Annotated in this window: 11 protein-coding genes; all 11 read left to right on the forward strand. The window is 39.1% G+C overall.

The window, feature by feature from the left end; translation table 11 throughout:
* Positions 1-190: 190 nt before the first annotated feature.
* The 11 genes from ACYQ2D_RS11820 (at position 191) to ACYQ2D_RS11870 (ending at position 13469) form a co-directional block, all read left to right on the forward strand.
* Positions 191-1582: an ABC transporter substrate-binding protein gene (locus tag ACYQ2D_RS11820; RefSeq protein ID WP_459785540.1), complete on the forward strand. Its 1392-nt coding sequence runs from the start codon at positions 191-193 to the stop codon at positions 1580-1582.
* A 62-nt stretch (positions 1583-1644) separates the two neighbouring features.
* Entirely contained in the window at positions 1645-2562 is a 918-nt protein-coding gene (locus tag ACYQ2D_RS11825; protein ID WP_117456522.1) for a carbohydrate ABC transporter permease, read from the forward strand.
* A 12-nt stretch (positions 2563-2574) separates the two neighbouring features.
* On the forward strand, positions 2575-3444 hold the full coding sequence (locus tag ACYQ2D_RS11830; RefSeq protein ID WP_117456523.1) for a carbohydrate ABC transporter permease: 870 nt from the start codon (positions 2575-2577) through the stop codon (positions 3442-3444).
* Positions 3445-3514: 70 nt separating this feature from the next.
* Positions 3515-4849: an arabinan endo-1,5-alpha-L-arabinosidase gene (locus tag ACYQ2D_RS11835; protein ID WP_459785543.1), complete on the forward strand. Its 1335-nt coding sequence runs from the start codon at positions 3515-3517 to the stop codon at positions 4847-4849.
* Between the two features lie 72 nt (positions 4850-4921).
* A complete protein-coding gene (locus tag ACYQ2D_RS11840) occupies positions 4922-5857 on the forward strand; it encodes an ArsR/SmtB family transcription factor (RefSeq protein ID WP_117456524.1) in 936 nt (311 codons plus the stop codon).
* Between the two features lie 71 nt (positions 5858-5928).
* Complete coding sequence (locus ACYQ2D_RS11845; protein WP_459785545.1) at positions 5929-7395, forward strand: glycoside hydrolase family 43 protein; 1467 nt, start codon at positions 5929-5931, stop codon at positions 7393-7395.
* Positions 7396-7777: 382 nt separating this feature from the next.
* Positions 7778-8260 carry a DUF4230 domain-containing protein gene (locus ACYQ2D_RS11850; RefSeq protein ID WP_187559033.1) on the forward strand — a complete coding sequence of 161 codons (483 nt, stop codon included), beginning with the start codon at positions 7778-7780 and terminating at the stop codon, positions 8258-8260.
* Between the two features lie 44 nt (positions 8261-8304).
* A complete protein-coding gene (locus tag ACYQ2D_RS11855; RefSeq protein ID WP_459785547.1) occupies positions 8305-9294 on the forward strand; it encodes a glycoside hydrolase family 43 protein in 990 nt (329 codons plus the stop codon).
* Between the two features lie 161 nt (positions 9295-9455).
* Positions 9456-11078, forward strand: coding sequence for a phosphotransferase (locus ACYQ2D_RS11860; protein WP_459785549.1), 1623 nt, complete (start codon positions 9456-9458; stop codon positions 11076-11078).
* Between the two features lie 21 nt (positions 11079-11099).
* On the forward strand, positions 11100-12002 hold the full coding sequence (locus ACYQ2D_RS11865; RefSeq protein WP_459785550.1) for a DMT family transporter: 903 nt from the start codon (positions 11100-11102) through the stop codon (positions 12000-12002).
* A gap of 102 nt (positions 12003-12104) precedes the next feature.
* Positions 12105-13469: an MATE family efflux transporter gene (locus tag ACYQ2D_RS11870; protein ID WP_459785551.1), complete on the forward strand. Its 1365-nt coding sequence runs from the start codon at positions 12105-12107 to the stop codon at positions 13467-13469.
* The last annotated feature ends 32 nt before the right edge of the window (positions 13470-13501 follow it).

Genomic DNA, 13501 nt, shown 5'->3' on the forward strand with positions numbered 1-13501 from the left:
GTTTATGTTAATCTAAATATTTTAGAAAAATATGCACAAAAACAAAATGACAGAATTGTAGAAAAAAGCGAAAATCATGTGAATATTTAGAAAAATATAAAAAACTATTGCTAAATCTAAAACTAAGTGCTAGTATGGCTTTAGAAACGAAGTACGATATAGTCTATCGAAGAAAGAGGAGGAGCCCTTAATGAAGTTAAAGAAATTAGTTTCAGCAGGACTGGTAGCAGTAATGGCTACATCACTTTTAGCAGGATGTGGCGGAAGCAAAGATTCATCAGAAACAGCAGACGGAAAGAAAAACCTTTCTATTTTTATCTTTGCAAATGATCATGAGTCAACTGTATACAAAAGCATGATTGACCAGTATAAGAAAGACCATGCAGATACAATTGGAAACATTGATGTACAGATTACAACTCAGGACGAATATTCCAAAACATTAACAGGTATGATGACAGCAGGGGATTTGCCGGATATCTTTTATGTTGGACCGGAATCAGTAGAACAGTTTGTTGAGAACGGATATATTGAAGACCTTCAGCCGATTCTGGATAAAAAAGGAATCAGCACAGATGGAATGTTAGCACAGGAAGCTTTAGACAGCTATCGCTATGATGGAGATAAGACAGGAAGTGGCGATTTATATGCACTTCCAAAAGATGCATCCGTATTTGCTTATGCATACAATAAAGATTTATTTGATGAAGCAGGACTTGATTATCCGGACCCGGAAAATCCATATACATACGATGAGTTCATCGAAGTTTGTAAAAAACTGACTAAAGATACAGATGGTGATGGAGAAATCGACCAGTGGGGATGTGGATTTGCAAATGCATTCATGCTTCAGCCATTTGTATGGTCAAACGGAGCAAGCTACTTAAGTGACGACCACAAAACAGTAACCATTGACACTCCGGAATTTAAAGAAGCACTTCAGAAATATGTTGACTGTACACTGGAACTTGGAATTACTCCTACTGTAGAACAGGATGCTTCTCTTGGTGTATATCAGAGATGGCTTGCAGGACAGGAAGCATTTTATGCATGTGGTACTTGGGACGTAGCAGCATTTATGGATAAAGAAACATTCCCATTCAACTGGGATTTATGTGCATATCCGACACTGTCAACCGGAAAATCCATGACATGGCTTGGAACAGTTGGTTTCTGTGTATCTGCAAACAGTAAAAATAAAGAAGAAGCAACTGAACTGGTTTCTTATCTGTGTACAGATGATGCCGGACAGAAACAGCTTAGTGGTATCGAAGGTGGGCAGTCCATCCAGTTGCCAAATATGAAAGACCTTGCTGACGGTGAATTTATGACAGCAATTGAAGATGGAACACTTGCATTCCCATCAAATGTAAATGTATTCTTTAACTATTTACAGGGAACAGACAAATACGAGGGAAGATTCCAGGAAACAACTTATACTCCAAATGCTGAATGGAACGACATTTTTCTTGAAGGACTTGATAACGTGAAAAATGGCTCTATGACAGTAGATGAATACATCGAGCAGGTACAGCCTCAGATGCAGGCATCTCTGGATGAAGCATGGGAGAGTGTAGAATAGTAAATTCAAGCAGAACCGGATTATTCCGGCTTTGCTTCCTTAAAGATTAAGGAGCGGAAGAGATGAGCAAAACGAAAACAAAGCAAAAAATGAACCGTGCGGCATATAAAGAACATTGCTGGGGACTGGCATTTGTAGCACCGCCGTTCATTGGTTTCTGTATTTTCATGGCATTCCCGATTGTGTTTGCACTGATTGCCAGTATGACAAAATGGAATGGTATGAACAGCATGTTAGATAATTTTGTAGGATTTCAGAACTATGCAAAATTATTGACAGATGCAAAATTCTGGAAGGTATTAGGAAATACTATTGTTTACATGCTTGGTATTCCGATTGGAATGGCACTGGCTATGTTGATTGCAGTTGGAATGAATCGTAAAATGAGAGGAATTAAGATTCTTCGTACTTTATACTATGTACCGGTTGTATCTTCCTTAGTTGCAGTTGCAATTCTGTGGATGTGGGTATTCAACTATGATTATGGTCTATTAAACAGTATTATCAAAGCGGTATCCGGTATACACGGACCAAACTGGTTAGGTGACCAGTTCTGGGTAAAAGTATCCATGATTATTTTCATGGTATGGAAAGGACTTGGTGGTTCTATCGTCCTTTACCTGTCCGGTTTACAGAGTATTCCAAGAGACTATTATGAAGCAGCAAAAATTGATGGAGCCAGCGGCTGGAGATTATTCCGTCACATTACACTTCCACTGGTATCACCGGTTACATTCTATCTGTTGATTACCGGTTTGATTGGAGGATTCCAGGTATTTGTAGAAGTACTTGTTATGGTTCCAAATGGTGGATTAAACTACAGTGCGGCAACCGTTGTATTCTATATGTATGATAAATCCTTTGGAAATAATCAGATGGGATACGGTTCTGCAATGGCATTTATACTTGCTATCTTAATCTTTATTGTAACAGCAATTAACTTTAAAGGTCAGGATAAGTGGGTTAAGACAATCGAGTAAGGAGGTGGGAATATGGCAAAATTAGATGAACAGAGTTCAGAAGTAAAAACAAAAAAAGCAAAAACGATAGATGGCATTATATTTTTACTGCTTTTAATCGGAGCGGTTGCAATGGTATTCCCGCTTTTGTACATGGTATTAAGTTCTTTTATGACAAAGAACCAGATTCTTTCTGCAAACTTTAGTATTATTCCGGACCCTTGGAAATTTGGAAAATACTCTGAAGTATTGCAGAAACCGGAATTTTTAAGAGGTTTAAGAAATACCTTAACTGTTGCAATACCGGTGTTGGTAGTGGGAGCATTTACTTCTTCCCTTGCAGCATTTTCCTTTAGTAAATTAAAATTCAAAGGAAAAAATGGTATTTTCTTAGGACTTCTTGCAACGATGATGATTCCATTTGCAGTTGTTATGATTCCGCAGTATGTAATGTTTACAAAAATGGGATGGACAAATAGTCTGCTTCCACTTATCATTCCGGGATTATTCGGAAATGTAAGCATCATTTTCTTCTTAAGACAGAATCTGACCAGTATTCCGGATTCTATCGTAGAAGCTGCAAAACTCGATGGATGTAGTTACTTCCGCATGTACTGGAGCATCTTCCTTCCGTTGATGAAAGGTGCATTAATGACACAGTTGATTCTCTGGTTTATGGGAATCTGGAATGATTACCTTGCACCAACCATCTTTATTCAGAATGAAGAATGGTTTACGTTACAGGTTGTCATCCGTTCCTTTAATGCATATTATGCGGTAAACAGTGATTATCCTCTGATTATGGCTGCGTCAGTGCTTTCGATTCTTCCAACGCTGTTGTTGTTCTTCTTCTTCCAGCGTTACATTATTGAATCTATGGCTGTATCCGGTGTAAAAGGATAAGAAAAGAAAAAGAGATAGGGTTGTCTTCAGATATTCTGAAAACAGCCCTTTTTTAAAAAGAGGAGAAATTTTGAAAACAGGAATATTAACATTAAATGAAGGCAGCGTTTTTAAAAATGCATCTCTGTGGTCCCATGACCCTTCTATGATGTGGGATCCGGTGACAGAAAAATACTACTCTTATAGTACGGATGTATATCAGCCGGAAGATGGGCTGACAGAAAAAATCGGAATTCCGGTCAGAAGCTCAAAAGATTTGATTCATTTTGAATATGAAGGAATTGCGCTTTCCCAAAAGGCCATCAAAGAAGGAAGAGACAACGGAGAGTATCCACAGACTGTGAATTTCTGGGCTCCTTATGTGGAATATACACATGGAGAATACCGGATGTATTATTCAGCAACAAAAGCATTTGGCAGTTCGGAATCAAGAATCTGGCTTGCAGTTTCTAAACATCCGCTTGGACCGTTTGAAAACAGAGGAATTGTAGCAGATACCTGGGGGACGGATGATACAGCACCAAATGCAATTGATGCACATATTATCTGGGATAACGAGAGGTGTTATCTAGTGTATGGTTCTTTCTTTGGTGGAATTTATATCAAAGAGTTAGATGCCACAAGTGGTCTTTCTCTCTCAAATGATGCGAAGGAGCTTGGCAACTGTATCTCAAGAAAAGCAAAAAAGTCATTGATTGACGGACCGGAGGGGGCATCGGTCATTTATGCGCCTGAGACAGGTTATTTTTATCTGTTTCAGTCTTATGGCTGGCTTGGAGATACTTATGACATCCGTGTTGGAAGAAGCAGGTGCGTGACAGGGCCGTATCTGGACTGGCATGGAAATTCACTTGTAGAAGAAGGAATGGGGATAAAACTTGCAGGGAGTTATCAGTTTGAAGCGGTAAATCCAAGAGTGGGTAAAGCAAAAAAAGACTGGAAGTGGGGAGGATTTCGTGGACCGGGGCATGGTGTCCCATTTTATGACCCACAGTCGGAACATTATTATTTTGTGCATCATGTACGGGATGGTGCAAAGGTAAATCGTATTTATGAGGAAGCAGAAGACAGGGATAGCTATCAGATTCATTATATGATGATACGGCCGATGTTTTTTATCAATGACTGGCCGGTATTTGGTGCAGAACCATATCAGGGAGAGAACTTTGAGCCGGTATCGAAACCGGATATGGAAAAGCTCCAAGGCGACTGGGAATTAATTATATTTGATGAATTTGATAACAATATGAAACAGTCAAAGGTCTGTACACTGGATAAAGAGAGTGAATATTTTCAGAATGGAATTATTTATTCATGCTGTGATATTGAAAATCAAAAAAAAGGGTATGTGCTGACCGGAATCAACAACTTAGGTCTTGCGTATTGGGGAAAATTCGTGGTATAGTATACTTTAGACCAATCTAAAGGTATTTTGAAGATACGAGGTATTTATTTCTGAGAAAGTAGGACTTATAAGATGTTGCATGTGAAAAATTTGGACGAGGGCCTGGAGGTTTTCAAGGCGCTTGGTTCAGAACTGAGAATTAATATTATCAAGCTTCTTCAGGAAAACCATGAGATGAACATGAATGAACTTGCAACAAGTCTTGGAATTACAAATGGTGCGCTGACCAGTCATATCAAGAAACTGGAAGAAAGTGGAATCATTCAGGTTATGACAGAACGCGGAGGACATGGAAATCAGAAAATCTGTAAAGTTGCAGTTGATAAGATTGTGGTTGATGTAGAATCTGAAGAAACCGAAGAAGACCAGAATATTTATAATACGGAAGTGAAAGTAGGACATTATTCGGATTATAATGTATATCCGACCTGTGGACTTGCTACAAGTAAGGCAATTGTCGGAGAGGTAGATGACCCACGTTATTTTTCTCATCCGGATAGAATCAATGCTGGAATTTTGTGGTTTACAAAAGGTTATATTGAGTATATGATTCCAAATCTGTTGCCGAGTGCAACCAAAATTGACCAGATTACGGTTTCTCTTGAAATCAGTTCAGAAGCACCGGGAATCAATAATGACTGGCCTTCGGATATTTCAATTTTCCTGAATGATGTAAAAATCGGTACTTGGACAAGTCCGGGAGACTATGGAGATGTACAGGGAATCTTTACACCGGACTGGTGGTTTCCAAACTGGAACCAGTATGGATTGTTAAAGATGATTGTAATTAATAAAAAGGGAACGTTTGTAGATGGATTGAAAATCTCAGATGTTACAATTAATCAATTTAATCTGGATTATAAAAGCACGGTAAGATTTAAATTTGAAATTGAAGAAGATGCAAAAAATATCGGTGGAATTACCATTTTCGGAAGTGAATTTGGAAATTATAATCAGGATATTAAAGTTCGGATTGCCTATAGTCCGATGGAAATAGCAAAAAAATAAGAAAAGGCTCAAATGGATAGAAGGTAGATGATATCCATTTGGGCTTTTTTTACAGGAGAAGGATTTAATTTATGAAACGAAAAAAAATAGCAATTGTGCTTGCTGCAATGTCTCTCATGTTAATGACAGGTTGTGGCGCACAAAAAGAAAAATTAAAAGCAGATACTCCGGTGGAAAAAGAATTTTCTGAAGTATCGGTTCATGACCCATCGATTATAGAGGGAGAAGATGGAAGCTATTATATTTTTGGCTCACATCTTGCAGTAGCAAAAACAGAGGATTTAATGAACTGGACGTATGTCAATCAGGGAGTAAAAAATAATAATACGGTGATTCCAAATGTATTAAAAGAAATGAAAGAAGCATTTGAGTGGTCACAGAGCAATACGTTTTGGGCTCCAGACGTCATAAAATTAAACGATGGAAGTTATAAATTATATTATTGTAATTGCAAAGGGGACTCTCCGCTATCCTGTCTTGGAACAGCAGTTTCAGATTCTGTGGAAGGACCTTATAGCAATGAGGGAATTATGCTAAAATCCGGAATGAGTGCAAGTGAGAAGGACGAAGATGGAAATCTGTATCAGGCGACAACAGACCCAAATGTGGTAGACCCGGTTGTATTTTATGATAAAGAAGGGAAACTCTGGATGATTTATGGCTCTTATTCCGGAGGAATCTTTGTAAAAGAAATGGATGCAGAGAGCGGAATGCCTTTAGAGAGCGGATATGGAGAAAAACTGCTTGGAGGAAATCATCTAAGAATTGAAGCTCCTTATGTCATCTATAATGAAGAAACCGGATATTATTATATGTTCTTATCGTTTGGAGGCTTAGATTCAGATGGAGGCTATAATATCCGTGTGTGTCGTTCCGAGAACCCGAATGGTCCTTATGTAGATTCCATGGGACAGGACATGAAAGATTGTAAAGGTCCGGCGGGAAGTGCCTTTAGTGATGCAACGGCAGAACAGTACGGAACAAAATTAATGGGTGGTTATAAATTTACCTGGAAAGAAGGAGAAGAAGGAGAAGATCGAAAAGGCTATCTTTCACCAGGTCATAATTCCTGTCTGTATCAGGAAGAAACCGGAAAATATTTTATTATTTATCACACACGATTTGAAAATAGCGGAGAAACTCATGAAGTGCGTGTACACCAGATGTTTTTTAATGAAGAAGGCTGGCCGGTTATTGCGCCATACCGCTATACCGAAGAAAGTGCAGAAAAACTGGAAAGTAAACAGCTTGTTGGAACGTATAAATATATTAACCACGGACGTGATATCTCTCCGGATATGAAAGAGTCTGAAGAACTGGTATTGAATAAAAACAATACGATAAGTGGGGCTCTTGAGGGAACTTGGGAATTAAGTGGAGATTATAATATTACCATAAAGACCGACGAGGCAGAGTATAAAGGGATTGCTTTAAAACAGTGGGATGAAGATGGGAAGAAATATGTCATGACATTTACTGCACTTGACAGTAAAAGTGGAGTTGTAATCTGGGGAAGTGGCTTAAATGCGATAGACTAGGAGAGAGGTCAGGTAATGAGAAAAAATCATTATCTGGCCTTTTTTATCTGTGAGATACCGATTATTCATGTTATAATTCATTAGAATCCAGACCTTTCTTTAAAAGAAGTCATTACGCTTTGTAAAGAAGATGCAATGAATGAGGCAAATCATTCAGATAAATTATATGAAACAGCCTAGGAAAATCTAGAATCTGTAATCGAAGCATTGCTATCACCGATTCTTGAACATGAAGGGTATTCGATTCAGTGGTAAAGTGTGATAAAAAATGGAGAAAATAAAATGAAACGAAAAAAATACTTTGTCTTTTAGTAATCAGTATGCTGTGTCTTACCGGGTGTGCAGATAAGAAAGAGGAAAAAAAGAGGCTGATTTTTCAGCAATTCAATCCGTCTGTGAACTGGCAACTTTAAAATGCTATTATCACAATGTAGCAAAATCAGAGACAGAAGCCAGCGGATTGTTTAAATGGCTTGGAACAGGATATAAAAAAATCCGGACTGAGTACAGTGGAATTGTAGAACTTGGGGTAGATGTCAGCAAGGTGTCTGTTTCCAAACCAAGCAAAGACGACGTGGTAAAGGTGACCATTCCGGATGCTGAGATTTTGAGTGTGGATTTAGACGAGGATTCTATGGGAGAGCCTCTTACCGATACCGGATTTATGACTAAAATCACAAAAGAAGAAAAAACCGAGGCACTTGCAGAGGCGCAAAATCACATGGAAGAAACTGCAAAGGAGAACGGAAATCTTTTAAATCAGGCAAAAGAACGGGCGAAAAGCCTGATTGAAGGATATGTGAAAAATGTAGGAGAACAAATCGGAAAAGAATATACCGTAGAATGGGTTGAGGCAGAAGAATAAAATAAGTTTGCCAGAAAAAAATAAAAATGAGGAGAAAAAAGAGAATGAATAAAGATGATTATAAAGAAACCAAATATAATCAGCCGTTGATTTTACAAAGAGCAGACCCTTATGTCTATAAGAGTAAAGAGGGAACTTATTACTTTACTGCATCTGTTCCGTCTTATGACAAAGTAGTTTTACGCTCAGCAGATACAGTAAAAGGACTGGCAGAAGCAGAAGAAAGAACGCTTTGGGTAAAACATGAAGAAGGTCCGCAGAGTATTCATATCTGGGCTCCGGAAATTCATTATGTAGATGGTGGATGGTACATATATTATGCAGCAGGAGACAAAGATGATATCTGGGAGATTCGCCCTTACGTACTTCATTGTAAAGGACAGGATCCGATGAAAGATGAATGGGAAGAACTTGGAATGATGCAGGCAGCAGATGAAGATGAATTCTCTTTCCATGCGTTTTCATTGGATGCAACGGTATTTGAACATAAAGGGGAATATTACTATATTTGGGCTGAAAAAACAGGTGTTGGAAAGCAAATCTCAAACCTGTACATTGCAAAAATGGAAGCCCCGAACAAATTGGCTACCGTTCAGGTACTTTTAACAACACCGGATTATGACTGGGAACGAATTGATTTCTGGGTAAATGAAGGACCGGCAATCTTAAAACATAATGGAAAAATTTATCTGACATTCTCTGCAAGTGCAACCGGAGAATGTTATTGCATGGGTATGCTTTACATTGACGAGCATGCAGATTTATTAGACCCTGCATGCTGGAAAAAACTACGTCATCCGGTATTAAAGACAGACAGAGAAGCAGGCGTCTTTGGACCTGGTCATAACTCATTTGTAAAAGCAGAAGATGGAGTGACAGACCTGTGTATTTACCATGCAAGACCTTACGATGAAATTGTGGGAGATCCGTTGTACGATCCGAACCGCCATGCTATGGTAATGAAAGTACATTATGATGAGAACGATTTCCCGGTATTTAAATATCAGACTTTGGAAGAAGTATTTGCAGAATAAGTTCGAACAAAAAGAAATTCCTGGGCAAATTCAAGGCTTTTTTCAATAAGTATTATTGAAAAGAAAGCGAAGCAGATGATAAAATAGGTTTGTGCTTATAAATTTTACAGAATACAAATCGGAGCGTACGCTCTCAAGATAAAAAAGAAGGAAAGAAGAAAATGAAAAGTTTATTAATTCTTGGTGCAGGCGGTTTTGGAAGAATGATAAAAGAAACCGCACTGGCACTTGGTTATGAGGAAGTCTTATTTTTAGATGATACAGCAAAGGATGATGATGTGATTGGCAGATGCTGCGATTATCATCTGTATCATAGAGATTATTCAGTAGCGGTAGCAGCTTTTGGAAATAACAAGACGCGTTTATTTTGGACGCAAAAATTGCTTGAAGAGGAGTATGAAGTACCGGCAATCGTACATCCATCTGCAATCGTCAGTCCGAGTGTTCGCTTAGAGCCGGGCTGTTTTATTATGCAAAGAGCAGTGGTAAATATGAATACAACAATCAAAATGGCAGCACTTATTAACAGCGGTGCAGTGGTAGACCATGATTCGATTGTAGAGGAAGGTGCACATGTTGGTCTTGGCAGCGTAGTAAAAGCACATTGTGTGATTGAACCGGGCAGAAAAGTGGAAGCAGGAGAAGTGATTTTCTCTACCAGAAGAACCATCGAAGGCGCAGATAGCCGAAGTCTGGAAGATGCGATTTATGCGTTTGGGTTTGGCGATTGCTGTAGCTATGTAAAGCCATTTGGAGAAGGTCATATTAATGAGACTTATGCAGTCTATTTGCCGGATGAAAATGGAAATGATGTGCCGCTCTTTGTATTGCAGCGAATTAACATTAACGTCTTTAAAAATCCGGATCAGGTGATGGAAAATATCTTTGGAGTGACGGAATATTTACGTAATATTATTCGTCAGGACGGTGGCGATTTAGACAGAGAATCCTTATCTTATATTAAGACAAAGAGTGGCGATACTTATTTTGAGGATGAGAAGGGACAGCCATGGCGTTGTCTGCATTATGTGCCGAATTCCGTGTGCTATCAGCAGGTGGAGCGTCCGGAGCAGTTTTATCAATCTGCGCTTAGTTTTGGACATTTCTTAAAGCAACTGGGAGATTACCCGGCAGACAGTCTTTATGAGACGATTCCGCAGTTTCATGACACTGCAAAGCGTTTTCGTGATTTTGAAGATGCGCAGCGAAAAGATGTGAAAAATCGCGCCAGATTATGCCATCCGGAGATTGAATTTGTGCTTTCTCGTAAATCCGATTGTAATGTTTTGATGGAGCAGTTAGAAAAGGGAGTCTTACCCCTTCGTGTGACACATAATGATACAAAATTGAATAACATTTTGTTTGATAAAGATACGGATCAGGGCTTATGTATCATTGATTTGGATACGATTATGCCGGGGCTTGCGTGTAACGATTTTGGCGATTCCATTCGTTTTGGCGCCTCTACCGCAGAAGAAGATGAAAAAGATTTGGACAAAGTACACTTTGATATCAACCTTTATGAAATCTATGTGAAGGGATATCTGGAGATGGCAAAAGATGTGCTGACTCCGGCAGAAATTGAGAGCCTTCCATGGGGAGCCAGATTGATGACTTTAGAGTGTGGAATGCGTTTTCTTGCGGATTTCCTTCAGGGCGATGTATACTTTAAAACGTCATATCCGGAGCACAATCTGGTGCGCGCAAGAACACAGTTTCGCCTGGTAAAAGAGATGGAAGAGCAGTTTGAGAAGATGCATGAAATTCTGAAAAAGTATTGTTAATGAGAGTAAAGTTGGTAAAAAATGAAAAAATTATATGGTTTTATGCCAATTATTACCGGAATCTGTTTTGGTTCTGCCGGGATTTTTGTGCGCAAATTGAGCGGAAATATGAATAACACCACAATTGTGGCTTCGAGATTGATTGTTGCAGTACTGTTGCTTGGAATCTGGCTTGCGTATTCGTATCCGGAGTATTTTAAAATTCATTTAAAAGATTGCTGGATTTTTATTGGAGCAGGGCTTCTTGGGTCACTTGGTGTGAATGTATGTTACAATTTTGCTATCAATGAGTTGTCGCTTTCGCTTGCAGCGGTGCTGCTTGCACTCTCTCCGATTGTGGTCATGATTGTTGCATTTTTTCTCTTTCATGAAGCGATTACGCAAAGAAAAGTATTAAGTATTTTTTTAGCAATTTGTGGCTGCGTGTTGACAAGTGGGATTTTTGAAACAAATGAGAGCATGCATTGGAGTTGGATTGGAATTTTAGTCGGAAGTGTCGGCGCCATTTTTTATGCAATGTACAGCATCTTTTCTAAAGTTGGGATGAGACGTGGGTATCCGGCGCTTACGATTACTTTTTATAGTATCCTTTCAATTGCAGTAATCCTGCTTCCGTTTGCAAAATGGGGCGATGTGGCGCAGTATATTATGCAAAATCCGTTACCGCATTCGGGGTTTATGTTGGTGCATTCTTTATGTGTTGCGGTGGCTCCATATGCATTTTACACAGTGGCACTGGACCATATGGATGCAGGTAAGGCATCCATTTTGTGCTCATGTGAACCGGTTGCGGCAATGGTATTTGGTATTTGCTTTTTTGGAGAAATCCCAACTGTGCTTTCCATTACAGGGTTAATTATCGTATTAGCAGCGCTTGCAATGTTGGTGCTTCCGGAGAAAAAAACACATAAAAAAAGGGACTGAATTTCAGTCCCTTTTCTTCCGTTTTACAGGGCAATATGGTAGAATAGAGTTAATATCTGAAAGGATAAAAAACGTATTTTTTGAAAGGATTTATGAGATGTTATGAAGGCACAGACGCAAAATATGACTTCGGGAAATGCCGCAAAGTTAATCTTCTTTTTTGCGCTTCCGTTAATGCTTGGAAACATTTGCCAGCAGCTTTATACTATGGTAGATACTATGATTGTCGGTCAGGTTGCAGGTGTAGAGGCTTTGGCAGCGCTTGGCTCAGTTGATTTTTTAATGTGGATTGTGACAGGCATTTCAACAGGAATTACGCAGGGATTTTCGATCTTGATTTCTCAGCATTACGGTGCAGGCAATGGAGTCGCTTTAAGAAAAGTAATTGCGCATAGTTATCGTTTGACTGCGATTACTGCCGTTTTGGTTTTTGCTTTGAGCCAGCTGTTGGCTTCAGCGGCATTGACCGGACTGCATACCCCGCAAAACATCATTGGAATGGCGCTGCTTTATCTGCGGATTATCTTTTGTGGAATTCCATTTACGACGGCATATAACATGCTTGCCTGTGAGCTGCGGGCAATTGGAAACAGTAAAGCACCATTGACGGCAATGCTGATTGCATCGATTATCAACATTGTACTGGATTTATTGTTTGTTGCTGTGTTTGGCTGGGGAATTGCCGGAGCAGCAATCGCAACAATTATTGCACAGCTGTTTTCTGCAATCTATTGTTTTGTAATTTTAAAGCAGATTAAGCTGGTACAGTTAGCAAAATCGGATTTTAAGCATGAGACAAAACTGGATTTAAATTTACTGAAACTGGGAATTCCGGTAGTTTTTCAAAATATTATTATCGGAGTGGGAGGCTTGGTTGTTCAGTATGTAATAAATGGCTATGGTTTCTTGTTTGTCGCCGGATTTACTGCGACTAATAAGTTGTATGGCTTGCTTGAGATGGCAGCAATTTCTTATGGTTATGCAATCGTAACTTATGTCGGACAAAACTTAGGAGCAAAGCAATTTGATCGAATTAAAAGTGGAGTTCGGGTCAGTCTTTTGATTTCGCTTGCGACTTCCATCGTGATTTCCATTGCAATGTTTCTATTTGGAAAACCAATCTTATCCTTGTTCCTCTCCGGAGAGCAACACCAGATCGAAGCGGTACTTGAGATTGCATTTCATTATCTTTCTATTATGGCGGCGATGCTGTGGGTGTTATATTTTTTATACGTGTATCGTTCGGCACTCCAGGGGCTTGGAGATACCTTGCTTCCAATGTTAAGTGGATTTGCGGAATTCTTGATGCGAATTGGTGCTGCCTTGATTCTTCCGATTTTTATCGGTCAAAATGGAATCTTTTTTGCCGAGATTGCTGCCTGGAGTGGAGCGACTTTGTTACTTTGCATTAGTTATTATATTCGGATTCGTGCGACAGAAAAAAAGATTAATGAAAATAATTGTTAAAATAAAAAAGCTTTAAGAAATTTTCAGAAAAA

The sequence above is a fragment of the Blautia stercoris genome (genome assembly GCF_054657695.1).

Excerpts from the sequence above, each read along its gene's own strand:
- ACYQ2D_RS11825 (WP_117456522.1), top strand. The coding sequence starts at position 1,645 with ATGAGCAAAACGAAAACAAAGCAAAAAATGAACCGTGCGGCATATAAA.
- ACYQ2D_RS11865 (WP_459785550.1), top strand. The coding sequence starts at position 11,100 with ATGAAAAAATTATATGGTTTTATGCCAATTATTACCGGAATCTGTTTT.
- ACYQ2D_RS11870 (WP_459785551.1), top strand. The coding sequence starts at position 12,105 with ATGAAGGCACAGACGCAAAATATGACTTCGGGAAATGCCGCAAAGTTA.
- ACYQ2D_RS11855 (WP_459785547.1), top strand. The coding sequence starts at position 8,305 with ATGAATAAAGATGATTATAAAGAAACCAAATATAATCAGCCGTTGATT.
- ACYQ2D_RS11860 (WP_459785549.1), top strand. The coding sequence starts at position 9,456 with ATGAAAAGTTTATTAATTCTTGGTGCAGGCGGTTTTGGAAGAATGATA.
- ACYQ2D_RS11820 (WP_459785540.1), top strand. The coding sequence starts at position 191 with ATGAAGTTAAAGAAATTAGTTTCAGCAGGACTGGTAGCAGTAATGGCT.
- ACYQ2D_RS11845 (WP_459785545.1), top strand. The coding sequence starts at position 5,929 with ATGAAACGAAAAAAAATAGCAATTGTGCTTGCTGCAATGTCTCTCATG.
- ACYQ2D_RS11830 (WP_117456523.1), top strand. The coding sequence starts at position 2,575 with ATGGCAAAATTAGATGAACAGAGTTCAGAAGTAAAAACAAAAAAAGCA.
- ACYQ2D_RS11840 (WP_117456524.1), top strand. The coding sequence starts at position 4,922 with ATGTTGCATGTGAAAAATTTGGACGAGGGCCTGGAGGTTTTCAAGGCG.